This is a genomic window from Salinispora vitiensis, from assembly GCF_000378825.1.
GTDB lineage: Bacteria > Actinomycetota > Actinomycetes > Mycobacteriales > Micromonosporaceae > Micromonospora > Micromonospora vitiensis.
The window spans coordinates 1,048,259-1,071,604 of sequence record NZ_KB900388.1 but is presented as its reverse complement, the minus strand read 5'-3'; the positions used below and the strand labels follow the sequence as shown (position 1 = coordinate 1,071,604).

Here is a 23,346-nt window from a genome sequence, read left to right as displayed (position 1 = left end):
TGTCGTGATGAGTGGTGACGAGCACAACGAGACGGGTACGGGTTGGCCGGGTCAGCCGGGTCCGCTGCCGTCGGCGGGTCCGGCGAGGGAGCCGGACCCTCGTCCGGACGCGCCGGAACCGGACGAGTTGAGTCCGCTGGCACCGGAGGCCGAGCCAGCCGAGTCGGGTGAGCCAACCCAGCCAGCCGGGACGGGTGAGGCGACGCTGGAACGTTCAGCGCGGCGTCCGTTCACGTCCGCCCTTGCCCTCATCGGTGGCTGGCGGCGGACGAGTCCGGCCACCGTGATGATCTTTGTTTTGCTGGCGTTGCTGGGGTTCACGCTGGTGGAGCAGTTGCGGACGACGTCAACGGATCCGTATACCTCAGCCATGCGACAGGAAGATCTGGTGCAGATTCTCTCCGACCTGAATGCTCGGGAGGACCGGCTGCGGCAGGACATCGCGGCGTTGGAGGACAGCCAGCGGCAGCTGGCGTCGGGGGAGCAGGGCCGGCAGGCCGCGTTGGAGGAGGCGGCGCGGCGGGCGGATGAGTTGGGGATTCTGGCGGGGACGCTGCCGGCGCAGGGGCCGGGGTTGGTGGTGCGGTTCGAGCCCGGTGGTGGGGCGGCGATTTCGGCGATGCGGGTGTTGGACGCGGTGCAGGAGTTGCGGGGCGCGGACGCTGAGGCGATGCAGATTTCCGGCGGCGACCAAGTGACGGTACGGATCGTTGCTTCGACATATTTCCTGGATGGGGAGAACGGCTCCCTTTTCGTGGATGGGCGGTTGTTGACCGGGCCGTACACGATCACGGTGATCGGGGATCCGCCGACGATGCGTACGGCGTTGAACATTCCGGGCGGGGTGGTGGCGACGGTCGACGGCGACGGCGGTACGGTGATCGTCGAGGATCGTGAGGTGGCCGAGGTTTCGGCGCTGCACGCCCCGATCGAGCTGGAACACGCCCGTCCGATTCCGTGACTGGCGGCGCGGCTGCGCCGTCACGTGGGGGACTGGCGCACGATGGATGAAGGACGCATCTGGTGATTCCTGAGGATCTACGGTATACCGCCGAGCACGAGTGGGTTGCGGGTGGTGGCGACGGTGTGCTGCGGGTTGGTATCACGCACTTCGCGCAGGACGCGCTGGGTGACATCGTCTTCGTCCAACTGCCCGAGGTTGGGTCGGCGGTGTCCGCCGGCGATTCGGTAGGTGAGATCGAGTCGACGAAGAGTGTGTCGGAGATCTACGCGCCGGTCGGCGGGACGGTGTCGGCGTGCAATGAGGCGCTGGGCGATACTCCCGAGTTGATCAATAGTGATCCGTATGCTGCGGGTTGGCTGTTCGAGGTCACCGTGGCTGACCAGGGCGGGCTGGACGGCCTGCTGTCGGCGGGTGCGTATCGCGAGCTCACCGAGGGCTGAGTGGTGCCCTTCTGCCGGCGCGGGGGTTGGTTCCGCGCGTCCGGTTGCCCTGCTTTTCGGCGCTGGCTAGGCTCGCCCAGTCGACCGAGAATCCGATAGTTGAGCGTTGTGTAGGTGCCTTCCTGGCACGGGGAGCCAGCCGCCGGGTGCGAGAATGCCCGGCGGCCAAACCCGCTCCTACCCGACGCTGACCGAATAGATCCGTGAGGTGGTCCCGATGACGCGCCCAGACGACGAGTTCCCCCCACTCGACGTCACTTCGACGCTCAATCTCGGCTCGCTCGAAGAGGCCCTGGAGGGGCCGGTTACCGATGTGATGCCGAACCGGATGTCCGGTTCGTTGCCGCCAGGGATGGCTCTGCTGGTGGTGCGGCGGGGGCCGAACGCGGGCGCCCGCTTCTTGCTGGACCACGATGTGACGACCAGTGGGCGGCATCCGGACAGTGACATTTTCTTGGATGACGTGACGGTGTCGCGGCGGCATGCGGAGTTCCACCGGGATGGTGGGACGTTCACGGTGCGGGATGTGGGGAGCCTGAACGGGACGTATGTGAACCGGGAGCGGGTCGAGGCGGCTACGTTGAGCAATGGCGACGAGGTGCAGATCGGTAAGTTCCGGTTGGTGTTCCTTGCTGGTCCGCGGCCCGAGGAGGGGGCCGGCCGGGGGTGAGTGAGCCGGCGGCGTCCGCTGCGGCGGGCTCATCCCGTCCGCAGCCGTTGATGAGCATCGGTGAGGTGCTGGCCCAGTTGCGGGTGGATTTTCCGGATGCCACGTTGTCGAAGTTGCGGTTCCTCGAGGCTGAAGGCTTGGTGGAGCCGCAGCGGACGGCGGCGGGGTACCGGAAGTACAGCTGGGATGATGTGGCGCGGTTGCGGTTTGTATTGACCGCGCAGCGGGATCAGTATCTGCCACTGCGGGTGATCCGTGAGCAGTTGGCGGGCTGGGATGCCATGGGTGAGCCGCCGGGTCGTTCTCGGCCTGCATTGGTGGCGGTGGGCCCGGGTGGGGAGGTGCCGGGGCAGCAAGCGGAGGCCGAGTCGGCGCGGTTGGACCGGGCCGAGTTGATTGCCCGCAGCGGTGTGGATAAGGCGACGCTGGCGGAGCTGGAGCGCCTTGGTGTGGTGGTGTCGGATCCGCCGGGCTGGTACGACGGAGATGCGTTGATCATCGCTGAGGCGGTGGCGGGTCTGGCGGCGTACGGGTTGGAGCCGCGGCATCTGCGGGGGTATCGGTTGGCGGCAGACCGTGAGGTGGGGTTGTTTGCGCAGTTGGTGACGCCGTTGGCGCGGCAGAGTGATCCGGCGGCACGGGCGCGGGCGGCGGAGACGGCGCGGGAGTTGGTGGCGTTGTCGCAGCGGCTGCACGCGGCGTTGGTGCGGGTGGGGTTGCGTTCGACGTTGGGGCGGTGAGGCGGGTGTGTGCGGAAAGATCTGCCCGGTGGCGCGTGCCGTAGGCTTGCCGGGGTAACCCCTTCTGCGGCGCGTGCCGCGCGTGCGACGGCCGGGTCGCGGTCCGTGTACCGTGCAGAAGGGGTGCGGTGCGGCGTAGGTGACAACGACACGGAGGCGGCGGTGCGCGAGCTGAGTGTGGTCGGAGTTCGGGTGGAGCTGCCGGGCAACCAGCCGATCGTCTTACTCCGGGAGGTCGAGGGGGACCGCTATCTGCCGATCTGGATCGGCGCGGTCGAGGCGACGGCGATCGCCTACGAGCAGCAGGGGGTCAAGCCGACGCGGCCGTTGACGCACGATCTGCTGCGGGATGTGTTGGCGGCGTTGGAGGCGCCGTTGCAGGCGGTGGAGATCACCGAGTTGAAGGAGAATGTCTTCTTCGCTGATCTGTTGCTCGGTGACGGGGTGCGGGTGTCGGCGCGGCCGAGTGATTCCATCGCGTTGGCGTTGCGGGTGGGGGCGCCCATTCGGTGTGCCGACGAGGTTCTCAGTGAGGCCGGGATTGTGATTCCGGATGAGCAGGAGGACGAGGTGGAGAAGTTCCGGGAGTTCTTGGACCAGGTGAGTCCGGAGGACTTTGCCGGTTGACCGGTTGATCCGGGCCCTGGTTGCGGTGTCGTCACGGTTGGTGACGCTCTCTGTGGGCGTGTTGCGGGTGCGGCGTGTCGTGTTGTTGTTGCCTGGTAACCGTTGGGTGCGGCGTTAGGGTGACCGTATCGAGGGGTGCTCGTCTCGGCGTGGGCGTGGCACCGCACGGCGGGGAGGTTGTCCGGATGCAGGAGCCGTGGGATTCCGATGTGGGTTCGGGGCCAGGTGCGGCGGCGATTGACGGTGACAGCGAGGTCGGCTACCGGGGTGTGACGGCCTGCCACGCGGTGGGTATCAGTTACCGGCAGTTGGACTATTGGGCGCGGACGGGTCTGGTCGTACCGGGGGTGCGGGACGCGTCTGGTTCGGGTACGCAGCGGTTGTACTCGTTCCGGGACCTGGTGGTGTTGAAGGTGGTCAAGCGGCTGCTGGACGCTGGGGTGTCGTTGCAGAACATCCGGAAGGCGATTGAGGCGTTGCGGTCACGGGGGGTGGCGGACCTCGCGGGCATCACGTTGATTTCCGATGGGACGACGGTGTACGAGTGCCGGTCGCCGGAGGAGGTGGTTGACCTGTTGCAGGGTGGCCAGGGCGTGTTTGGGATCGCGATCGGTGGGGCGTTCAAGGAGGTCCAGGGTTCGTTGTCGCATCTGCCGGCGGAGTCGGTGGTACCGCAGCCGGCGCCGGCGCCGGCGCCGGCTGCGGTGGAGGTGGTGGCGGACGAGTTGGCGGCGCGGCGGGCGCGGCGGCGGGTGAGTTGAGCGGCGGTGGTGGGCGGTTGGTCGCGGACGCGGCAGCATGGTTCTGGTGAGCGAACAGGTTGACGTGTTGGCGGGGTTGGTCTCGGGTGGTGGGGTGGTGGTGCTCAGCGGCGCCGGCCTGTCCACCGAATCGGGTATTCCCGACTACCGGGGGGCCAGTGGGGCGGCCCGGCGGCATTCTCCGATGACGTATCAGGTGTTTACGCGGGATCCGTTGGCGCGGCGGCGGTATTGGGCGCGGAGTCATCTGGGGTGGCGAACGATCGCCCGGGCGGTCCCCAACGCCGGGCATCGGGCGGTGGCTCGCCTGCAGCAGGCCGGTTTGGTGGACGGGGTTGTCACGCAGAACGTGGACGGGTTGCACACGGCGGCGGGTAGCCGCGGGGTGGTGGAGTTGCATGGGCGCCTGGCCGAGGTGGTGTGCCTGGGGTGTGGGGTTGGGGTGTCGCGGTCAGAGCTGCATCAGCGGCTGGCGGAGGCGAACCCCGGTTTTGCGGCGTGGGGGTCGGCGGTCAATCCGGATGGTGATGGGGATCTCGCTGATTCGGCGGTGGCGGGGTTCCGCATGGTCGATTGCGCCCAGTGCGACACGGGAGTGCTGAAACCGGATGTGGTGTTCTTCGGGGAGTCGGTGCCGGCGGCGCGGGTGGCCCGGTGTTTCGCCATGGTGGAGTCCGCGCGGCTGCTGCTGGTGCTTGGTTCGTCGCTGACGGTTATGTCGGGGCGGCGGTTTGTGGTGCGGGCGGCAGGTTTGGGGATTCCGGTGGCGATTGTTAACCAGGGCGCGACTCGCGGCGATGCGTATGCGGCGGTGACGGTGGATGCCCCGCTGGGCCAGGTGTTGCCGATGCTGGCTGATCGTTTGAGTGCCGTCACAGAAGGCGCAGGTCAGCCGGGTGCCGTCGTCCCCGACGACGCGGACCAGCCGGGTGTCCTCCCGGGCGGCGCGGGGGGAACGGTGGCGGTGGGCTGACCGTGGTGGGCTGTTCTGCGGTCGGTAGTGGCCCGGGTGGGGACGCCCGGGTGGGGATGGCCGCTGGTAGCGTTGGTCGTGCCGGTCGCACCCGTGTGGGAGAGACCGCCCGGAAACCACCCGGCGCGGCGCCGAAGGGGCAAATCCTCCCCGGAACCTCTCAGGCAAAAGGACCTCACGGGTAGGCACTGTGGAGCGTCTGTGGGCGCGACAGAGGGGGAGGCCGACCTGTCGACCTCATCCCCGGGGAGCGCCCCATGTCCCTTGAGCAGTTCGCCGCCCGTCATATCGGTCCGGATCCACAGGACGAACGCCGGATGTTGGAGGTCGTCGGCTACGACTCTGTTGACGAGTTGATGGACGCGGCGATCCCGGAGGCGATCCGGTGGTCGGGCACCCTGGACCTACCGGCGCCGGCCAGTGAGTCGGAGGCGTTGGCGCAGCTGCGGTCGCTGGCTGAGCGCAACACTGCTGCGGTGTCGATGATCGGTCTGGGCTACTACGGCACGCACACGCCAGCGGTGATCCGGCGTAACGTGTTGGAGAATCCCGGCTGGTACACCGCGTACACGCCGTACCAGCCGGAGATCAGCCAGGGCCGGCTGGAGGCGTTGCTGAACTTCCAGACCATGGTCACGGATCTGACCGGGTTGGCGACCGCGAACGCTTCGATGCTCGATGAGGGCACGGCGGCGGCCGAGGCGATGACGCTGGCGCGGCGGGCGAGCCGCAGCCGGAGCCAGGTGTATGTGGTGGATGCGGACACGTTGCCGCAGACGGTGGCGGTGATCGCGGGTCGGGCCGAGCCGCTCGGCATTGACGTGCAGGTGGTTGACCTTGATCGTGGGGAGCTGCCGGCGGAGTTCTTCGGCTTGCACGTGCAGTATCCGGGGGCGTCCGGGGCGGTGCGGGACCACGCTTCGGTGGTGGGCGCCGCGCATGCCGTGGGCGCGTTGGTGACCGTGGCCGCCGACCTGTTGGCGTTGACGCTGCTGCGTCCGCCGGGGGAGATCGGTGTTGATATCGCGGTGGGAACCACCCAACGGTTCGGGGTGCCGATGGGCTTCGGTGGCCCGCACGCCGGCTACCTGGCGGTCCGCGCGGGCCTGCAGCGGATGCTGCCGGGACGGTTGGTCGGTGTGTCGCGGGACGCGGACGGGGAGTCGGCGTACCGGTTGGCGTTGCAGACCCGGGAGCAGCACATCCGTCGGGAGAAGGCGACGAGCAACATCTGCACCGCGCAGGTTCTGCTTGCGGTGATGGCCGGGATGTATGCGGTGTACCACGGCCCGGACGGGTTGCGGGCGATCGGGGCGCGGACCCATGCGATGGCGGCGCGGCTGGCGGCCGGGTTGCGCGCGGGTGGGGTGGATGTTGCGGATGTTCTGTTCTTTGACACTGTCTCGGCGGTGGTGCCGGGCCGGGCGGCCGAGGTGGTGGCGGCTGCCGCGCAGCGGGGGGTGAGTCTGCGGCTGGTGGACGCCGACCGGGTGGGTGTTTCCTGCGACGAGACCACGACGGAGGCGCATCTCGCGGCGGTGTGGGCGGCGTTCGGGGTGCCGGTCTTCACCGGTGCGGTGGATACGGCGTTGCCGGCGGCGTTGGCGCGTACGTCGGATTTCCTCACCCACCCGGTTTTCAGCGCGCATCGGTCGGAGACGGCGATGCTGCGGTACCTGCGTCGGCTGGCGGACCTTGACTATGCCTTGGATCGGGGCATGATCCCGTTGGGGTCGTGCACGATGAAGCTGAACGCGACCACCGAGATGGAGCCGGTGAGCTGGGCGGAGTTCGCGCAGGTGCATCCGTTGGCGCCCGAGTCGCAGACCGCTGGTTACCGGGAGCTGATCGCTCAGCTGGAGGGCTGGCTGGCGGAGGTGACCGGGTACGACGCGGTCAGTGTGCAGCCCAACGCGGGTTCGCAGGGGGAGCTGGCGGGGCTGTTGGCGATCCGCGCGTATCACCGGTCGCGGGGTGCGGGGCACCGGAATGTGTGTCTGATTCCGTCGTCGGCGCACGGCACGAATGCCGCGTCGGCGGTGATGGCGGGGATGCGGGTGGTGGTGGTCGGCTGCGATGCCGACGGCAACATTGACCTGATCGACCTCGACACCAAGATCGATGCGCATCGGGAGACGCTCGCCGCGATCATGGTGACGTATCCGTCAACGCATGGCGTGTATGAGACGGGTATCGCTCAGGTGTGTGCGAAGGTGCACGACGCGGGCGGGCAGGTGTATGTCGATGGGGCGAACCTCAACGCCCTGGTCGGGTTCGCGAAGCCGGGACGGTTTGGTGCGGATGTGTCGCACCTGAATCTGCACAAGACGTTCTGTATCCCGCATGGTGGTGGCGGGCCGGGGGTGGGGCCGGTGGCGGTGCGCTCGCATCTGACGCCGTTCCTGCCCGGTGACCCGCTCGCGGTGGATTCGCCTCGGCCGGCGGTGTCGGCGGCCCGGTACGGATCGGCGGGGATCCTGCCGATTCCGTGGATGTATCTGCGGATGATGGGCGCGGCTGGGCTGACCCGGGCCACCGGGGTGGCGGTGCTGGCGGCCAACTATGTGGCGGCGCGGCTGCGGGGCGCTTTCCCAGTGTTGTACGCGGGTAACAAGGGCCTGGTGGCGCACGAGTGCATTCTGGATCTGCGGCCGGTGACGAAGGCGACGGGAGTCAGCGTCGATGATGTGGCCAAGCGGCTGATCGACTACGGTTTCCACGCGCCGACGATGTCGTTCCCGGTGGCGGGGACGTTGATGGTGGAGCCGACGGAGAGCGAAGATCTCACCGAGTTGGATCGGTTCTGTGACGCGCTGATCGCGATCCGAGCCGAGATCGACAAGGTGGGGTCGGGGGAGTGGCCGGCGGAGGACAACCCGTTGGTGAACGCCCCGCACACGGCGGCGATGGTCTCGGCGGACCAGTGGTCGCATCCGTATTCGCGGTCGGTTGGGGCCTACCCGGCGGGGAATCGGCTGGGGAAGTACTGGCCGCCGGTGCGGCGGATTGACGGTGCGTACGGTGACCGGAACCTGGTGTGTTCCTGTCCCGCACCGCAGGCGTTTGAGGAGTGATACGCGGCCGGCGGGCCGGGCGGGGTTTCCGCCCGGCCGGTTGGTGTCGACACTCCCGGGCCGGTGACCTGTGCGGACGGCTAGCCTGGGGGCAACGGAACCAAATAATTACTGTCAGTTGTCATCAGGCGACGAGAGCGTGCCGGGCTGGGCCGCGGTGCGGGGCGATGCTGCGTCCGTCGGGGAGTATCTCGCCGGTGTCCTCGAACCTGATGACGCCGTTGCAGAGCAGGCTCCAGCCCTGTTCAGGGAAGCAAGCGATGACTTTGGCGGCGTCCCGGTCGGTGGCGTCGGCGGAGGGGCAGGTGGGCTGGTGCTGGCACATCGGGGTTCTCCGGAGGGTGGGGGAACTGTGTGATGGTTCACATGGCCAGTGACGCACAGTACCAAGTTCAAGGGACCAGCATCGAGCGGGTGTGCGCGTGCCGCGTGGAAAATCCACTGAACGGTTGAGGCGGAATGGACCGGATAGCGTGGAAACGCTTCCAGCGAGGGTGACGGCTGCTCCGCCGGCGGCGCCGCCGGACTGCCGGCGCGCCCACGTCGAACGCGCCCGGTGGGAGTGGCGCATCGGCGACGGCGGTGACCCGGCACCGCTCGTGCAGGAATTCCTCGCTGCCCACGGTCTCGCCCTGGACGACCTTGCTCGGCCGGCGGGACGAACCCCGGAACTGGTCTGTGGGGCTGCCCTCTACGTCTCGGCCGCGGCCGGCGCGCTGGGGGTCGGCCGCGGCCCTGGCCCGGCCACACCGGCCCCCGCCCTGCCCGACGTGGCTGTCGTCGTCTACGGCCACGCCGCCACGTCCGGGAGCCGCCCGGCCCGCCGCCGGCCGTCGGGCTGGTGGCTCGGTACCTGGGCGGAGGGTTGGACCCCACAGCAGCACGCCGACGCGGTGCGTGCCGTCCGGGCGGCAATCGGCCGCGGGGATGTTTACCAGGCCAACCTGGTGGGACACGCCGCCGCCCGCTACGCCGGTGATCCGCTGCCCGCCCTGGCCCGCCTCGGTGCGCTGCCGGGTGCGCGGTATGCGGGCGTGCTCACCGGCGCCGGGTGGGCGATTGGCTGCGCCTCCCCGGAGACCCTCGTGGAGGTCACGGCCGGGCGGATGATCACCCGGCCGATCAAGGGCACCCGCCCGGCCACCCCCGCCGGCCGGGCGGCGCTGTTGTCCAGCGCGAAGGAGCGCGCAGAACACGTCATGATCGTCGATTTGCAGCGTAATGATCTGGCTCGGCTTGCCCGTACCGGCACCGTGGCGGTGGACGAGCTGTTCGCCGTACGACGGTGGTGCGACCTGTGGCAGGCCGAGTCGACCGTCTCCGCGGCGGTCGCCGATGGGATCGGCCTGGCGGAGCTGCTGCGTGCCGTCTGCCCTGGCGGGTCGGTCACCGGGGCCCCGAAGCTCGCCGCCCTGGAGCACATCGCCGCGTTGGAGCCGGTTGGTCGGGGGGCCAGCATGGGCGCGCTGGGTTGGGTCACTTCCGGCCGGGTCGACCTTGGTTTGACTATTCGCACGGCCGCGGCTGACGCCGATCACCTGCACGTGTGGGCCGGCGGTGGGATCACCTGGGGCAGTGACCCGGAGGCCGAGGTCGCAGAGGCGGCGGCGAAGTCGGCCCCGGTCCGCGCCGCATTGGCCGCCGGGCCCTGAGACGGCCCGCCCGACTGGTGCGGGCCGGTATCGGTTCACCGCTAGCCCTCCGCTGCACCCCGGAGGACCGACATTGCCCACCTCGGCTGATCAGAGGCCTCCGCTGGGCCGGCTCGACGCGCTCGCCGCTACCCCCTGGGCGGGCCCACGCGCACTAGGTCGAGGAGGACGACCTGGTGCGCGTCGTGACAAGCGCTGTCATGGCGGCAGGTAGCAAGTCAGCCGAACTGAACCGTGCTGCCGGCCGCGGTCCGGGCAGCTTGCTCGATCTTCGCGCGGTAACTCTCGCGGGCTCCTGTGTCGATCTGCTCCTCGTGCTCGGCTCTGAGCCCGGTCCGGCCGTCGAGCTGTTCGCGCAGGATGTCGGCGTGTCCGGCATGCCGGGCGGTGTCGGTGAGGACGTGGACCACGACGTTGAGCAGCGTGACCTCGGGGCGCGGCCACCACGGCACACAGCCGGCAGCGTCGATGGGTAGCTCCTCGATCGTGGCCTCCGCATGCTCCGATGCGCGCTGGTAGAAACCGATGATCTGCTGTCGGGTCTCGTCCTGGGAAACCCACAGGTCGCTGCCGTCGGCGTCGCGCCAGTGCCGCAGCGGCTCCGGAAACGGGCGGCCAAAGATCTCACCGAAGTACCAGGCCTCGCAGGTCGCCAAGTGTTTGACCAAGCCAAGAAGGTTGGTCCCGGTCGCTGTCAAGGGGCGTCGGAGGTCGTACTCGGACAGGCCATCGAGCTTCCAGACCAGGGCCGCACGGGTCCGCTTGAGCTGGCCATGAAGGCAGTCCTTCACCGGGTCATCAATCATGGTGCACGAGCCTGTCATGCGGCAGCAAGAGCAGCGGCACCGCAGCCGACCTGCGCGAGACCCGGTGCCGGCTGCGGCGAGCCCGCCAGCGGTCGGTTCCGGCCAGCGCCACCGGGCGACCGGAATCGCCCAATATATGGTGTTTTCATGCTTTAGGTTCATGTTCGTCGCTACTGGGCAATTAGCTGGCGTTTGTGCACTTGACTCCTGTTGTGGCGTCATCTCGCTGCCACCGCACCCGGACCGACCGCACAGAAAGCGATGAACGATGTTGCAGAGCAGGAGACTCCCTCGCCCGTCCGGGGGGCGCGGTCGGCACCGCGCCCCCCGGACCGTCGCGGCGATCGGCGCCGTGGCCCTCACCGGAGTCGCTGGCCTGGCCGGCGCCGGACCGGCCACCGCGTACCAGTCCTCGCCCGACCGCGCCGTCACTGACGGCCAACCACACCGGGAATGGTCGAAGGTTGACGGTGAGTGGGGTGGTGACTGGGGAAAGGCCGGCCACTCGGGCTGGAAGGGTGAAAGCCATGGTGACAGGAAGGACAAGGGCACCCCGGTGCCCTGCGACCCCAACGCGCTGATCGCCGCGATCACCGCGGCGAACCAGGCCGGCGGCGGCACGCTCCGCCTAGCCGAGAAGTGCACCTACACCCTCACCGTCAACCAGGACGACAACGGGCTACCCCCGGTCTTCCAGCCCATCACGATCTATGGCCAGGGCGCCACCATCGTCCGGGCCGCCTCCGCCGACAACTTCCGCATCTTCGAGGTCGTCACCGGCGGAGACCTCACCCTCAAAGACCTCACCGTCGCCGGCGGAAGGCTCGAGGGCGGCAACGACGACGGCGGCGGCATCTTCGCCGGCGAAGGCACCCGGCTGACCCTCGAACGCGTGACCGTCCGGGACAACATGACCCTCGGCAACAACGGCGACGGCGGCGGCATCTCCGGTGACCGGAGCAAGGTCACCATCACCAAGAGCACCATCACCCGCAACACCGCCACCGACGAGGGCGGCGGCGTCTCCAGCGACAACGGCACCTTCACGATCAGCAAGTCGAAGCTGACCCACAACACCTCCGGCACCACCGGCGGCGGGTTCTCCAACGACGAGGGCTACGCCACCATCAGTCACACGCTGATCAGCGACAACACCGCCGCCAACGGTGGGGGTGTGGACAACGACGGCGACCTCTCCGAGATCGTCCACAGCACCATCACCCGCAACACCGCCAGCGGCCTCGGCGGCGGCATCTACGACAACGGCGACGAGGCCCTCCTGCTCCAGCACGTCAAGGTCGCCGAGAACACCGCCATCTCCGGTGGTGGGCTCTACCTCACCACCGATCTCGGTGTCACCGTTGAGGGCAGCAAGATCGTGTACAACACTGCCACCAGCGGCGACGGCGGCGGCATCGCCATCGTCGGCGATCCCGTGGTGGCCCTGCGCCGTACCACCGTCTCCGGCAACCAGGCCGGGGGATTCGCCGGTGGCATCTTCTTCGACCCGTCCGACCCGACCACCGTCCTCACCCTCACCGACGTCCGCGTCACCGACAACCTCGCCCAGAACGAACCCGGCGGCGTCTACAACGGCGGCGTGATCGACGTCTTCGGCAAGGTCACCATCATCAACAACCGACCCACCAACTGCACCGGCAGCCCCAACCCCGTACCAACCTGCTTCGGCTGACCGACCTGCTCGAGGTGCCCCGGCGGCTACCGCCGGGGCACCTCGCTGCGCGACGGGCCGGCGTCACCGCCCGGCGCCGGGCGATAGTCTCTGGGCCATGACGATGCGCCCGATCCGGATCATCGGCGACCCGGTGCTTCGCACTCCTGCCGCACCGGTCACCAGCTTCGACGCCGAACTGCACGCGCTGGTCACCGACCTGATGGACACGCTGCTCGGTGCTCCTGGCCGCGCCGGGGTGGCCGCCCCGCAGATCGGCGTCTCCGCCCAGGTGTTCGTCTACGATGCCGACGGCCACCGCGGCCACCTAATCAACCCCAGGCTGGAACTCGGCGAGGGCCGCCAGGACGACGATGAGGGCTGCCTGTCGATTCCCGGCCGGTACTTCCCGACTCCGCGCGCCATGCGCGCCACCGCGCACGGGGTGGACCAGTACGGGCAACCGTTGACCATCACCGGCACCGGTTTCCTCGCCCGCGCTCTGCAACACGAGACCGACCACCTAGCCGGTCGTCTCTACGTGGACACGTTGCGCGGGGAGACCCGCCGCCGGGCCCTGCGGGAGATCCGCGCCGGCCGTTACGCACCGCGTAGCCGGTGACCGCCCCCTTCGCCGGGGGCACCTACCGGTCGGCCGCGCTCACCTCATCGCCCCCGACGTTGCCGCAGCCACAGGCCGAGCGACCCGACCGCCACGAACACCAGCACTGAGCACAGGAACACTTTCACCACCGGCCCACCATGCCACGGCCCTAGGCTGACCTGGTGCGCCTGGCCACCTTCAACCTGCTGCACGGGCGGTCACTCACCGACGGGCTGGTCGAGTCGCCGCGGCTCACGGCTGCCGTCGCCGCTCTTGACGCCGATGTGCTCGCCCTCCAGGAGGTCGACCGGGGTCAGGGCCGCAGCGGCAACCTGGACCAGACCGCTCTCGCCGCGGACGCCCTAGCCGCCGGCGAGCACCGCTTCGCCGCCGCCGTCGTTGGTGAACCCGGCGGCCGGGTCCGCCCTTTGACCCACGACGATGACGGCCAGGATGAACCCTGCTACGGCGTCGGCCTGGTCAGCCGCCACCCGGTCATCTCCTGGCAGGTCGTCCGGCTGAAGCCGGCCCCGGTCCGGGCGCCGATCTACATACCGGGATCCCGCGGTGGCCTCGTGCTGCTCCGGGACGAGCCCCGCGTCGTACTCGCGGCGGTCCTGCGCACCCCGCTCGGTCCGTTGACGGTGGCCACCACCCACCTGTCGTTCGTTCCCGGTTGGAATGCCCGCCAGCTACGCCAGGCCGTCCGCGCGCTGCGGGCCCTGCCCGCACCACGGATCCTGCTCGGCGACCTCAACCTGCCCGCCGGTGCGGCCCGACTCCTGACTGGATGGCGTCCCCTCGGCTGCCGACCCACGTATCCGGCGGAACAGCCCCGCATCCAACTCGACCACGTCCTGGCCGACCGGCAGGACCAGCACCGGCTCCCACCGGTGACGGCCGTGCGAACCCCACTGTCGGTGATCTCCGACCACCGGCCCCTCGTGGTTGACCTCGGTTGACCGGCGAGGCTGGCGTGGTGTCGGGCTCACGTCGCCCGCGGGCCGGGCAGCAGGTGCCCGAGGAGGAGTTTGAGGATCAGCAGCGGCGCCAGCCAGGCGAGTGCTGGTGGGGCAGGCAGGAGTGTGACCGCCGCGACCAGTAGCCCGGCCGCGGCGGCGAACGCCAACGGGCGCTTCGACATCGGAGCGGCGGTGGCGACTAACACGGCGGCGGCGAGGGTGCCGGCGTAGAGCGTGATCGCGGTCGACCACGGGTACGCGGGCAGGATCAGCGCCAGGACCGGCAGGTGGACGTGGGCCGCCACGAAGATCACCTGCCGGCGGACGGCGGTCGCGCCAGTGTGGAACCGGCGCGACACCGACGCGGTCGCGTTGACCACGGCCCCCCCGAAGATGTCGAAGCCGAGGACCGCCAGTACCACCACGACCGGGGGCGGGTAGCCCGCTGCGACGCCGGTGGCGGAGGCGACACCGGCACCGACGACCGCGGTGAGGTAGCTGAGCCACCGCTCCATTCGGGTGGCACCGGGGGCGATGAGCAAGTCGTTGAGCCGCGAGGTGGTGCGTCGTGACAGGGGTATGGGAGCTGTCATGGCATCTCCATCCTTCACCCAAGCCTGTGCATGTTCGTTTACCTTAGTAAACATCTAGACACCTGTCGAGTGCGTCTACGACAGATGCAGTATCAGTCCCGTCGATTGGTCGGGGTTTCAGTGGCATCCACACCCTGATGGTCGGCGCATGAACACGAACACGGCCCACGATCTTGGCGGGCGTCGGCGTGGACCGCAGGGCCGATTTGAATCGACCGCTATGCTCCGAGGTGGCTTCCGACTCCGTCGATCTGGATTGCATCGGTGGGGCTGGATTTCGCACGGCGAATTCCAGCACGAGGCGCCAGTGGCGGGCAATCCGATCACCAAAACCGACTACCCGCCTCCACCATAATCGATGGATGAGGGATCCCCGGACTGACGTGAATGAACGCTGGCTGAGGTCGGCGGGCCGACCATTCGACGCGCTTCGGCGGCCGACCGGGTTCATTCACCCCATCCAACTGGCCACCATATCCCTGCCGCTTCGAAGATCGACGAGAGTCGGGGTGTAGCGCTCCCGTCCGGGCTGGGGAGTCCTCACCCGGCAGTAAAGGGCCGTTTTCCCATTAGTCGGGCGATGAACGTACCATTTTCGATCCAACGTTTCGCCGAGGTTAAGTGGCACGGCAGATCGGGGTTAGCTCACCCACTGGGTCGTATCGGAAAAACGCCGCTAGTCGCCCGGAAGTGCTGCAATGAAGATGTACCAATGGATGCCATGCCATTTGCTGGTGCAACGTTCTTGCCCGTTGCAGTGTTCGCCGGCATTGATTAGCTTGAACTAGGCGAACGCTAAATACAGTTAACCGTTGCGGGCGGCGACGTCGGCACAACTGGAGACGGTGGCGACTGTGCGAATTCAGATCCTCGGCCCGGTTTCTGCCTGGCGCGACCACGAACCCCTGAATCTTGGCCCCGCGGCCCAACGGGCCATGCTGGGACTGCTGACGATCGTCTGCGGACAACCGGTGTCGCACGCCGAGATCATGGCGGCGGTGTGGCCCGACCGACTACCGCCGCCCACCGCCCGAAACGTGATCCAGACGCACGTCAAGCACCTGCGCTCCATCCTCGAGCCGGACCGGCGACGACGGGCGCCGAGCCAGATTCTGCGCCAGGTCGGTGACGGCTACGCCCTGCACGTGCCGGCCAGCGCGGTCGACGTGGCGCGGTTCCGGCACCAGGTCACCACGGCGACCGGCTTCGCCCAGCGGGGCGAGATCAACGGCGCGGCCGACCTGCTCGGGCAGTCCCTCGCGCTGTGGAACGGTTCGCCGCTGGCCGACATCCCGGCGCTGACCGCCCACCCCAAGGTGGTCGCGCTGGCCGCGGAGCGGCAGGCCGCGCTCGACCGCTACGGCGACATTATGATCGCCGCTGGCCGGGCGGGGGAGGCCCTGCCCGTGTTGGAGGAGGCAGCCGCGGCCCAGCCACTGGACGAGTCAGCCCAGGCCCGCCTGATCCGGGCCTACCACGCGGCTGGACGGCGTTCCCGCGCCTTCAGCCGGTATCACCAGGTGCGGCGGTTGTTGACCGAAGAACTCGGGGTGGGGCCGGGACCGCAGCTGGCCACCGCGCACACCGCGCTGCTGCACGACGAGGCGCCACCAGCCGAGCCGGGTCCCGCAACCGTCCCGGCAACACCCACGAAAGCCACCGGCGGGGTCTTCGTGGTCCCAGCCCAGTTACCCGCCGACATTCCCGACTTCACCGGGCGCGGTGCCGAACTACATCACCTGGACCGACTCCTCGCCGAACGAGCCGAACGGCCCGCACGGCCGGGCCCGACCTCCGCCGGTGCGGCTGGGGCCGCCCTCGTCGCCGTGTCCGGTACGGCCGGGGTGGGCAAGACCGCCCTGGCCGTACGCTGGTCCCACCGGGTACGCAGCTGGTTCCCCGACGGCCAGCTCTATGTGGATCTGCGGGGGCACGACGCGGACCCGCCGGTGACGGCCCGGCAGGCCCTCGCCGGGTTCCTCCGCGGGCTCGGTGTCACCGGTACCGACCTTCCACCGAGTACGGAGGAGCGGGCCGCGGCATACCGCAGCCGCATGGATGGCCGGCGGATGCTCGTGCTGCTCGACAACGCCGTCTCCGCCGAGCAGATCCGTCCGCTGCTACCGGGCTCGCCATCCTGCTTCGTCCTGGTGACCAGCCGAGACTCACTCGCCGCCCTGGTGGCGCGGCACGGTGCCCGACGCATCGAGTTGGACCTGCTGCCGCAGGACGACGCCGTGGTACTGATCCGTCGGTTGACCGACCCGCGGCTCACCGACGAACCGGGCGCGACGGCGGCGCTGGCCACCCAGTGCGCCCGGCTGCCGTTGGCGCTGCGACTGGCGGCCGAGATGACCGACAGCCGGCCGGGCACACCGCTGGCCCAACTGGTCCAGGAACTGGCCGACCAACGCCACCGGCTGGACCTGCTCGACGCAGGTGGGGACCGGCGCACCGGCGTACGCGCGGTGCTCTCCTGGTCCTACCGGCGGCTGCCGGCGGATGCCGCCCGCGCGTTCCGGCTACTCGGCCGGCACTGCGACCCCGGCGTGGAGCCGCAAGCCGCGGCCGGAATCCTCGGCACCACCGTCGCGGAGGCGTGGCGACTGCTGGACCTGCTGGCCCGCGCCCACCTCGTACAACGCGGCCCGGGTTGCCGCTACGGCATGCATGCGCTACTGCGGGCCTACGCCGGCCACCTGGTGGAGACCGAGCACGCGCACACCGACCAGCCGGCCGCGATCGGTGTGCCCGGCTGACCGCCGGCCTAGCCGGTTCGCCACAGCCACCGGGCGAGCAGCCAGATGCCGGCCAGCGGTAGGGCGATGGGCACAAGCAGCACCAGCCACTGGCCGGCCAGCAGGACGGCGACGGGGACCGCCAGACAGCTGACCAACACGGCGCTCGTGCGTGCCGGCCACACGTACGAGGTGATCAGCGGGAGCGTGACGAACGCGATCGCCGCCAGCATGAGCGCCGCGGCGCCCCAACCTCTCATAGTGGTGGGCGGGGTGAGCACCCAGCTCATCAGGAGCACGCCGGGTACCGCCACCAGACCGGTGGCCAGCCACAGGGCATGCCGGGCGATCCGGATGGTCGTCGCGGCATCCGCCCGCCGGATGATCAACGCTGTCGCCACCGCGAGTACGGCCAGACCGCCGAGGCCCACGAGCAGCAGCGCGGGAAGCGCCTTGCCGGTGCCGTCGGAGCAATACAAATTCTCCGTGCCGGGCAGCACATCCCCGCCCGCTGGGCGGCACCCGATTTTCAGGGCGGACATCACCGACAGCCCAACCGCGCCGGTGACCACGCCGACCACCGCAGCGACGCTGCCGAGCGCGAGGTACAGCAGGAACAGCTGCTCCCCGCCGAACCGCCGTCGCGGATGCTGCTGCGGCATTCTTTCAGGGTGCCAGCGGTTGCCGGGAAAGGCGATCACCGCGGGGCCGGCGTCGGTGTAGGTATTGGGCGAGCAGCAGCCCGCCCGCTCCGACGACGACGTCGCTGAGCACCGAGACTATTCGGCTGGCCAACACCACCGTGCCGGCCAGGGGCAGCGGCAGGATGGTCGCCAGCGCCAGGGCGAGCACCCCCTCCCGGACTCCGATCCCGTCCGGGGCCACCATCACCACCAGCCCGGCCACGGTGGCCAGGGCGAACCCGGCCACGCAGAGCAGGTAGGCGCGCCCTGGTGGCGCACCCACGACCACGGCGAGCAGCCACAGGTGGTGCCCGGAGATGATCCAGGACAGGGACTGGGTGACGATGGCCCGCCGCAACCCCGACCGGGACGCGGCGAACGTCGGGGCGGGCCGACGGAGGACCCGCGCGGCGGTACGGATGCCCAGGTTGAGCAGGTCCGGCCGGATCAGCAGCGCGAGCACCGGCACCGCCGCCAGCCCGAGCAGCCACCACGTCTGCGTGCCGGCGACGGCCGGCGCGGCGCCGAGTCCGACGGTCACCCCGGTCAACGCCACGATGCCCCAGCTCACCATGAACACCGAGGCGAGCCGGACCGGCCCCACGTCAACGGCCTTGCCCAGTCGAAGTAGCACCGGCAGGGCGACGAACCGGCCGGGTACGAATTTCACCAGGAACCCGACGAAGAAGATCCGGGAGGCGGTCCACGGGTCCACTCGGGCCCCGAGGTCAGCAAAGAGCGCCCGCCAGGAGAGCACCCCGAAAACCAGACCGACGCAGTTGATGGCGAAGGCCGCGCCGAGTGCGAGATAGACCGTGGCCAGGTCCAGGCTCGCTGCCAGCTCCCGGACGGGGCGCCAGTCCTGCCCGCGCAGCACGGTGACCAGACCAACGGTCAACAGCGCCGCGAACAGCACGGTGACGGCCCGGTGCAGTAGCCGCCGCCACTTCCCCCCGGCGCTCCCGGACGGTTCCGGACCGTCCGGGAGCTGCCGGCCTGCCGTGCCACCGCGTCGTCGGCGGGAGTCCACGGTGGCGACAGTGGCGCCGACGGCCATCCCGACGAGTTGGGTGGCGTGCATGAGCATGTGCATACCGACGAAGTACGCCAGGAACAGGTGCCCCTTACGGCGCCGGACGAAGCCGAGCAAGCCCCGGTCGACCACGGCGAAACCGGCCGCCAGCAGCAGGGGAACGGCGATCAGTTCGACGGCGACCGCCGCGAGCGGCAGGGTCAGCGGCACCCCGGCGCAACAGAGCATGGCGGCGACGGCGGCCCGGTCCACCGTTTTCCCGGCCCGACCCCCGTCCGGTCGGGTGCCCGCGGTACCGGTGGCCGCATGCCGGTGCCCGGCCAGCAGGTCGGCGAGCAGCCGGCCGTAGCCCACGGCGCGGCGCACGTGCTCGGACAGGTACGGCCAGAACCGGTCCACGTCGTCGTGCCGGCCGAGTACGTCCGCGTTCATCCGGATCTCGTAGCGGGCCGGTAGCCGGGTGCCGAACTCGATGTCCTCGGCGTCGCGCAGCGTTTCGTCGAAGCCGCCAACTTCCTCGAACACCGGTCGGGGAATGGCCGTCAGCGCGAACAGCGTGGCATCGGTCACCCCGGCGCCCCGCCGGCGCCAGTAGTGCTCGAACAGGGTCTTGTAGACCTCCACCGGGCCGCCGTCGTGCAGCGGCTGGGCATCGTAGATGCCCTGGACGACGCCGCAGTTCGGATGCGCGCGCAGGGTTCGCACCGCGGTGGCGATCGCCTCCGGCGCGAGGGCGATGTCGGAGTCGAGAAAGAACAGCACGTCGCCGCTGGCCGCGGCGGCACCGACGTTGCGGGCGGCCGAGACGCCCCGGTTGGTGGGCAGCGCGATCAGCTGGCAGTCGAATCCGGCCGTGATCTGCCGGGACCGGTCGGTGCTCGCGTCATCCACCACGATGATCTCGACGGGCGGGCGGGTCTGCTCCTGGATGGACCGCAGGCAGTCGGCGAGGCTGGCGGCCTTGTTGTAGTTGGGCACGATCACCGACACCGTCGGCGGGGGCGGCTCGGACCGGTCGGGGATGCTGCCGGCTCCGGACGCCACGGTCCGGGCCGCGCCGGTCGTCGAGGTCATGGCACTCCTCCCCGGGTTCAGACCGAGATCGACAGGAACTGGAGCCGGTGGTCGGAGTGGCCGGCGGGGTCCCGGAACTCGTAGCGATGCACCTCGACGTCGCCGGAGACCAGCGCCCAGTCCAGCCGCCACAGCAGCAGGTTCGGGCCCCCGGCGGACCAGGAGACGGGGTACGCGGAGCGGCTGGCGTAGCCGGCGTCGCGCAGCTGTGGGGGGAACCGGTGGGTGTCGCCCATCGCCGGTGAGGTATTCAGGTCCCCGGCGACCAGGATCGGGTGGGGGTTGTCCGCCACGTCGGCGGCCAATGCCCGAAACTGTGGCACCCGGCGCTCGTGCTGGGTGCGGATCGCCTCGTGGAAGGCGCCGCTGAACAGGCTCGGACCGCCGGCCCAGAGCGGCACCGGCAGGTGCGCGTTGTAGGCGGACACGACCCGGCCGTCGATCAGCAGGTCGGTACGCAGCACCTGGTGGTTCCAGAAGTCGGTGAAGTCGGTCGGCGCGGGCGGTAGGCCGGTGGCGGACAGCGGCGTGGCGGCCACAATCGGGTACCGGGAGAGGGTGAGCAGTTCACCCACCACCGCGAGGTGGTAGCCGGGAAACTGCTGGCGAACCTGGTCGAGTTCGTCGGCGCGGACCACCTCCCCGTCCACCTCGTCGAGGTACTCCTGCAACAGGTACACGTCCGCGCGTTGGGCGCGCAGGAGGTCGTAGAACTCGGTGGCCCGGTCCGCCGGATGCCAGTACTCGGTGTTCCAGGACACCACCCGCAGCGCGTCCGCCGGCACCGGCGGCGCCGGGCGCAGCGGGCCCGGCAGGTTCACCCCGGTCAGACCGGCGCCGAGCAGCAGGGCCGCGAGCGACAGCAACGCCACCGGCCGGCGGGCCCGCCGGCTCCCGGCCGCGACCACCGCGAGCAGCACCGGGATCGCGAGGAAGGCGATCGGCGGTAGCAGGTCGGCCAACCGCCACCACCAGAGTCGGCCGCTGAGCAGCAGGTGCGCGGTGGTGAAGCCCAGCCACAGCGCCGCGGCCGCGAGTAGGGCCCGGCGCGGCCAGCGCCGCCACCACCGACCGGTGGGCCCCTCGGCGACCGTCGGCCCGACCTGCCCCACCCGCATCGGCTCATCGTCGGCCACCGCCGCGGCGGAGGCCGTGACCGACACGGCGGGATTAGTCGCGGCCTCCACCGCGACCGACACGGCGGGAACCGTCGCGGCGGAGGCGTGGGGCGGTGCCGTCACGCCGGGGCCTCGGCCGGGAAGGTGCCGTCGTACAACCGGCGGAACGGGCGGGACGTCAGCCACTGCAGTACCCCGACGCCCACTCCGGTGGTGATGGTGACGTTGACCGTGAAGTGCACGGCCACGAAGAACAGCAGGAAGCGTGGTCCGCGCCGCCGCAGCACCAGCGCGTACATCCCGCGGTCGACGGTGATCGAGGCGCCGAACAGGGCGGCGGGGGCGAGCAGCCACGCCGGCCCGGCCAGCGCGGCGAGCAGCAGCGCCGGCAGGCTGGCCGCCGCCAGCAGCGACCCCCACGCCCGCGCGGCCGTCTCGAACCCGGTGGCGAACCGCCGGGCCCGGGCGTACAGCGGGATCCGCAGCCGGGCCCGGTGGAACAGTTTGCGCAGCAGCGGCAGCAGCTCGTGGTCGTGGTCGTGGCGGCCGCGTACCCGGGAGGTGAGCAGGAGGCGGTGCCGGCGGGACAGCCGGTAGCCGTAGTCCACCTCCTCGGTCTGCTTCAGCGCTGGGTTGAAGGGGCCGACCTGGTCGTAGACGGACCGTCGGATCGCGCACATGGCCGGGAAGAGGAAGGTGACCTCCCCCTCCCCGCTGGCCGACCAGTGGTGGTACTGCAACCCCCGGTAGCGCGCGACCGGCGTGTCGTGCAGCAGCGGCTCCGGGTCCTCGATCCCGCACACCGCACCGACCTGCGGATCGGCGGCGAGCACGGCGACGGCCTCGGCGACCGCGTCGGGGGCCATCGCCACGTCCGCGTCGACGAAAAACAGGATCTCGCCGGCGCTGTTGGCGACCCCAACGTTGCGGGCCCGGCCGCAGCCACCGTTGTCCGGCAGGGCGATCACGCGTACGCCGAGGGAACGGGCCACGGCGGCCGAGTCGTCGGTGCTGTGGTCGTCCACGACGAGCACCTCGATGGCCGGGTACGTCTGGTCGAGCACAGCCTGCAGGCAGACCTCGAGCGAGGCGGCGTAGTTGTAGCTCGGCACGATGACCGAGACCAACGGGGTGGGGTTCACAGCGCCTCCGCGGGCTTGTCGTACAGCCGCCGGAACGTCCTGGAGGTCAGCAGCCCGAGCACCCCGACGCCGGCCGCGACCGCGATCACCAGGTTGAGCAGGAAGTGCATGACGACGAAGTAGGCGACGAACACCGGGCCGCGGCGGGCAGCGACGAAGCGGTACATCGGCCAGTCGAGGCGCAGGTAGCCGGCGAACGCGAGCGCGGGAAGCACCGCCCAGACCGCGCCGAGCAGCACCGGCGCCACCGCGGTCAGGAGCACGACCGGGGCGGCAACGCTGCTCCAGGCGCGCGGGCCGCTGCGCAGCCCACCGGGGAAGCGGGACGCCCGGGCGAACATCGGAATGTGCAGCATGGTGCGGGTGAAAACCTTGCGGACCAGGACACGCAGGTCGTGGTCGTGGTCGTGGACACCGCGGACGGCCGGGGTCAGCCAGATCTCGTACGCGCGGGCCAGCCGCAGGCCGTAGTCGGCGTTCTCGGTCTCGCGCAGCCGGGGGTCGAAGGGCCCGATCTCGGCGAACACGTCGGCGCGGATGGCCAGCAGCGCGGTGTACAGGGTGTAGATGCGGCCCTCGTCGGCGATCAGCCAGTAGGACTGCTGCAGGCAGCGGTACTCCTCCAGCAGGCTGTCGCGGATCAACGGTTGCGGGTCGTAGTTGCCGCAGACCGCCCCGATCTGCGGGCGTTCGGTCAGCAGCGCCACCGCGTTCGCCACCGCATCGGGTTTGGCCGCGACGTCGGAGTCGACGAAGAAGAGGATCTCACCTCGGGCGTGTGCCGCGCCCAGGTTGCGGGCCACCGACGGGCCGCCGTTGGCCGGGGTGCGCACAACCCGCACGCCGTACGAGCGGGCCACGGCGACCGAGTCGTCGGTGCTGCAGTCGTCCACGACGATGATCTCCAGGTTCGGGTAGGTCTGGGCCTGGAGCGCGGCCAGGCACAGCCCGATCGCGCGGGCGTAGTTGTAGTTCGGTACGACGACCGAGACCAGGGGTTCGGGCATGAGGCAGACCGCT

The 23,346-nt window shown here is 70.0% G+C and carries 21 protein-coding genes and 1 riboswitch; of the genes, 13 read left to right on the top strand and 8 right to left on the bottom strand.

Annotation, left to right across the window (positions count from 1 at the left end; genetic code table 11):
* The first annotated feature begins 7 nt into the window (after window positions 1-7).
* From SALPAC2_RS0104970 to gcvP, 8 genes are all read left to right on the top strand, one after another.
* Entirely contained in the window at window positions 8-961 is a 954-nt protein-coding gene (locus SALPAC2_RS0104970) for a DUF881 domain-containing protein (RefSeq protein WP_018215543.1), read from the top strand.
* Window positions 962-1,023: 62 nt separating this feature from the next.
* Entirely contained in the window at window positions 1,024-1,404 is a 381-nt protein-coding gene (gene gcvH, locus SALPAC2_RS0104965) for a glycine cleavage system protein GcvH (protein ID WP_018215542.1), read from the top strand.
* Window positions 1,405-1,621: 217 nt separating this feature from the next.
* Window positions 1,622-2,074 (top strand): oxoglutarate dehydrogenase inhibitor Odhl, encoded by a 453-nt coding sequence (odhI, locus tag SALPAC2_RS0104960; RefSeq protein WP_018215541.1) that lies wholly within the window; start codon window positions 1,622-1,624, stop codon window positions 2,072-2,074.
* Window positions 2,075-2,124: 50 nt separating this feature from the next.
* Entirely contained in the window at window positions 2,125-2,814 is a 690-nt protein-coding gene (gene ftsR / locus SALPAC2_RS0104955) for a transcriptional regulator FtsR (protein ID WP_188115874.1), read from the top strand.
* A 162-nt stretch (window positions 2,815-2,976) separates the two neighbouring features.
* On the top strand, window positions 2,977-3,441 hold the full coding sequence (locus SALPAC2_RS0104950) for a bifunctional nuclease family protein (RefSeq protein ID WP_018724884.1): 465 nt from the start codon (window positions 2,977-2,979) through the stop codon (window positions 3,439-3,441).
* A 185-nt stretch (window positions 3,442-3,626) separates the two neighbouring features.
* Complete coding sequence (locus tag SALPAC2_RS0104945; protein ID WP_018215538.1) at window positions 3,627-4,202, top strand: MerR family transcriptional regulator; 576 nt, start codon at window positions 3,627-3,629, stop codon at window positions 4,200-4,202.
* Between the two features lie 37 nt (window positions 4,203-4,239).
* Window positions 4,240-5,175 carry an NAD-dependent protein deacetylase gene (locus tag SALPAC2_RS0104940; protein ID WP_018215537.1) on the top strand — a complete coding sequence of 312 codons (936 nt, stop codon included), beginning with the start codon at window positions 4,240-4,242 and terminating at the stop codon, window positions 5,173-5,175.
* A gap of 86 nt (window positions 5,176-5,261) precedes the next feature.
* A riboswitch (glycine riboswitch) is annotated at window positions 5,262-5,361 on the top strand.
* 71 nt (window positions 5,362-5,432) lie between these two features.
* Window positions 5,433-8,249 (top strand): aminomethyl-transferring glycine dehydrogenase, encoded by a 2,817-nt coding sequence (gcvP, locus tag SALPAC2_RS0104935; RefSeq protein ID WP_018215536.1) that lies wholly within the window; start codon window positions 5,433-5,435, stop codon window positions 8,247-8,249.
* A gap of 124 nt (window positions 8,250-8,373) precedes the next feature.
* Here gcvP and SALPAC2_RS0104930 read toward each other — a convergent pair whose 3' ends face one another.
* A complete protein-coding gene (locus tag SALPAC2_RS0104930) occupies window positions 8,374-8,574 on the bottom strand; it encodes a DUF5999 family protein (protein WP_018215535.1) in 201 nt (66 codons plus the stop codon).
* 97 nt (window positions 8,575-8,671) lie between these two features.
* Here SALPAC2_RS0104930 and SALPAC2_RS0104925 point away from each other — a divergent pair, with 97 nt between their 5' ends.
* Window positions 8,672-9,901 (top strand): chorismate-binding protein, encoded by a 1,230-nt coding sequence (locus SALPAC2_RS0104925; RefSeq protein ID WP_080636993.1) that lies wholly within the window; start codon window positions 8,672-8,674, stop codon window positions 9,899-9,901.
* A 218-nt stretch (window positions 9,902-10,119) separates the two neighbouring features.
* On the opposite strand, the gene SALPAC2_RS0104920 is transcribed toward SALPAC2_RS0104925, so the two are convergent.
* The gene (locus SALPAC2_RS0104920; protein ID WP_026184440.1) at window positions 10,120-10,707 is read right to left on the bottom strand and encodes a DinB family protein; all 588 of its coding nucleotides are present in this window, start codon (window positions 10,705-10,707) and stop codon (window positions 10,120-10,122) included.
* 268 nt (window positions 10,708-10,975) lie between these two features.
* Here SALPAC2_RS0104920 and SALPAC2_RS0104915 point away from each other — a divergent pair, with 268 nt between their 5' ends.
* From SALPAC2_RS0104915 to SALPAC2_RS0104905, 3 genes are all read left to right on the top strand, one after another.
* Window positions 10,976-12,400 carry a right-handed parallel beta-helix repeat-containing protein gene (locus tag SALPAC2_RS0104915; protein ID WP_026184439.1) on the top strand — a complete coding sequence of 475 codons (1,425 nt, stop codon included), beginning with the start codon at window positions 10,976-10,978 and terminating at the stop codon, window positions 12,398-12,400.
* Between the two features lie 97 nt (window positions 12,401-12,497).
* Window positions 12,498-13,001, top strand: coding sequence for a peptide deformylase (locus tag SALPAC2_RS0104910; RefSeq protein ID WP_018215531.1), 504 nt, complete (start codon window positions 12,498-12,500; stop codon window positions 12,999-13,001).
* Between the two features lie 164 nt (window positions 13,002-13,165).
* Window positions 13,166-13,945 (top strand): endonuclease/exonuclease/phosphatase family protein, encoded by a 780-nt coding sequence (locus tag SALPAC2_RS0104905; RefSeq protein WP_018215530.1) that lies wholly within the window; start codon window positions 13,166-13,168, stop codon window positions 13,943-13,945.
* 26 nt (window positions 13,946-13,971) lie between these two features.
* Here SALPAC2_RS0104905 and SALPAC2_RS0104900 read toward each other — a convergent pair whose 3' ends face one another.
* Window positions 13,972-14,538 carry a hypothetical protein gene (locus SALPAC2_RS0104900; protein WP_018215529.1) on the bottom strand — a complete coding sequence of 189 codons (567 nt, stop codon included), beginning with the start codon at window positions 14,536-14,538 and terminating at the stop codon, window positions 13,972-13,974.
* Window positions 14,539-15,392: 854 nt separating this feature from the next.
* Between SALPAC2_RS0104900 and SALPAC2_RS0104895 the strand changes: the two genes are divergently transcribed.
* Window positions 15,393-17,297 carry an AfsR/SARP family transcriptional regulator gene (locus SALPAC2_RS0104895; protein WP_018215528.1) on the top strand — a complete coding sequence of 635 codons (1,905 nt, stop codon included), beginning with the start codon at window positions 15,393-15,395 and terminating at the stop codon, window positions 17,295-17,297.
* Window positions 17,298-17,305: 8 nt separating this feature from the next.
* On the opposite strand, the gene SALPAC2_RS0104890 is transcribed toward SALPAC2_RS0104895, so the two are convergent.
* Genes SALPAC2_RS0104890 through SALPAC2_RS0104870 form a run of 5 tightly spaced genes read right to left on the bottom strand, consistent with a single transcriptional unit; the run spans window position 17,306 to window position 23,333 of the window.
* A complete protein-coding gene (locus SALPAC2_RS0104890; RefSeq protein ID WP_018215527.1) occupies window positions 17,306-17,938 on the bottom strand; it encodes a hypothetical protein in 633 nt (210 codons plus the stop codon).
* Between the two features lie 4 nt (window positions 17,939-17,942).
* On the bottom strand, window positions 17,943-20,066 hold the full coding sequence (locus SALPAC2_RS0104885; protein ID WP_018215526.1) for a glycosyltransferase: 2,124 nt from the start codon (window positions 20,064-20,066) through the stop codon (window positions 17,943-17,945).
* Window positions 20,067-20,083: 17 nt separating this feature from the next.
* A complete protein-coding gene (locus SALPAC2_RS0104880) occupies window positions 20,084-21,307 on the bottom strand; it encodes an endonuclease/exonuclease/phosphatase family protein (protein ID WP_018215525.1) in 1,224 nt (407 codons plus the stop codon).
* Window positions 21,304-22,326 carry a glycosyltransferase family A protein gene (locus SALPAC2_RS0104875; RefSeq protein WP_018215524.1) on the bottom strand — a complete coding sequence of 341 codons (1,023 nt, stop codon included), beginning with the start codon at window positions 22,324-22,326 and terminating at the stop codon, window positions 21,304-21,306. The genes SALPAC2_RS0104880 and SALPAC2_RS0104875 overlap by 4 nt, the downstream gene beginning before the upstream one ends.
* A complete protein-coding gene (locus SALPAC2_RS0104870) occupies window positions 22,323-23,333 on the bottom strand; it encodes a glycosyltransferase family 2 protein (protein WP_018215523.1) in 1,011 nt (336 codons plus the stop codon). Before SALPAC2_RS0104870 ends, SALPAC2_RS0104875 begins: the two co-directional genes overlap by 4 nt.
* Between the last annotated feature and the right edge of the window lie 13 nt (window positions 23,334-23,346).

What these genes read in the sequence shown, in the direction of transcription:
- SALPAC2_RS0104970 (WP_018215543.1), top strand. Translation starts at nt 8, where the DNA reads ATGAGTGGTGACGAGCACAACGAGACGGGTACGGGTTGGCCGGGTCAG.
- odhI (WP_018215541.1), top strand. Translation starts at nt 1,622, where the DNA reads ATGACGCGCCCAGACGACGAGTTCCCCCCACTCGACGTCACTTCGACG.
- ftsR (WP_188115874.1), top strand. Translation starts at nt 2,125, where the DNA reads ATGAGCATCGGTGAGGTGCTGGCCCAGTTGCGGGTGGATTTTCCGGAT.
- SALPAC2_RS0104945 (WP_018215538.1), top strand. Translation starts at nt 3,627, where the DNA reads ATGCAGGAGCCGTGGGATTCCGATGTGGGTTCGGGGCCAGGTGCGGCG.
- SALPAC2_RS0104940 (WP_018215537.1), top strand. Translation starts at nt 4,240, where the DNA reads ATGGTTCTGGTGAGCGAACAGGTTGACGTGTTGGCGGGGTTGGTCTCG.
- gcvP (WP_018215536.1), top strand. Translation starts at nt 5,433, where the DNA reads ATGTCCCTTGAGCAGTTCGCCGCCCGTCATATCGGTCCGGATCCACAG.
- SALPAC2_RS0104930 (WP_018215535.1), bottom strand. Translation starts at nt 8,574, where the DNA reads ATGTGCCAGCACCAGCCCACCTGCCCCTCCGCCGACGCCACCGACCGG.
- SALPAC2_RS0104920 (WP_026184440.1), bottom strand. Translation starts at nt 10,707, where the DNA reads ATGATTGATGACCCGGTGAAGGACTGCCTTCATGGCCAGCTCAAGCGG.
- SALPAC2_RS0104915 (WP_026184439.1), top strand. Translation starts at nt 10,976, where the DNA reads ATGTTGCAGAGCAGGAGACTCCCTCGCCCGTCCGGGGGGCGCGGTCGG.
- SALPAC2_RS0104910 (WP_018215531.1), top strand. Translation starts at nt 12,498, where the DNA reads ATGACGATGCGCCCGATCCGGATCATCGGCGACCCGGTGCTTCGCACT.
- SALPAC2_RS0104900 (WP_018215529.1), bottom strand. Translation starts at nt 14,538, where the DNA reads ATGACAGCTCCCATACCCCTGTCACGACGCACCACCTCGCGGCTCAAC.
- SALPAC2_RS0104890 (WP_018215527.1), bottom strand. Translation starts at nt 17,938, where the DNA reads ATGCCGCAGCAGCATCCGCGACGGCGGTTCGGCGGGGAGCAGCTGTTC.
- SALPAC2_RS0104885 (WP_018215526.1), bottom strand. Translation starts at nt 20,066, where the DNA reads ATGACCTCGACGACCGGCGCGGCCCGGACCGTGGCGTCCGGAGCCGGC.
- SALPAC2_RS0104870 (WP_018215523.1), bottom strand. Translation starts at nt 23,333, where the DNA reads ATGCCCGAACCCCTGGTCTCGGTCGTCGTACCGAACTACAACTACGCC.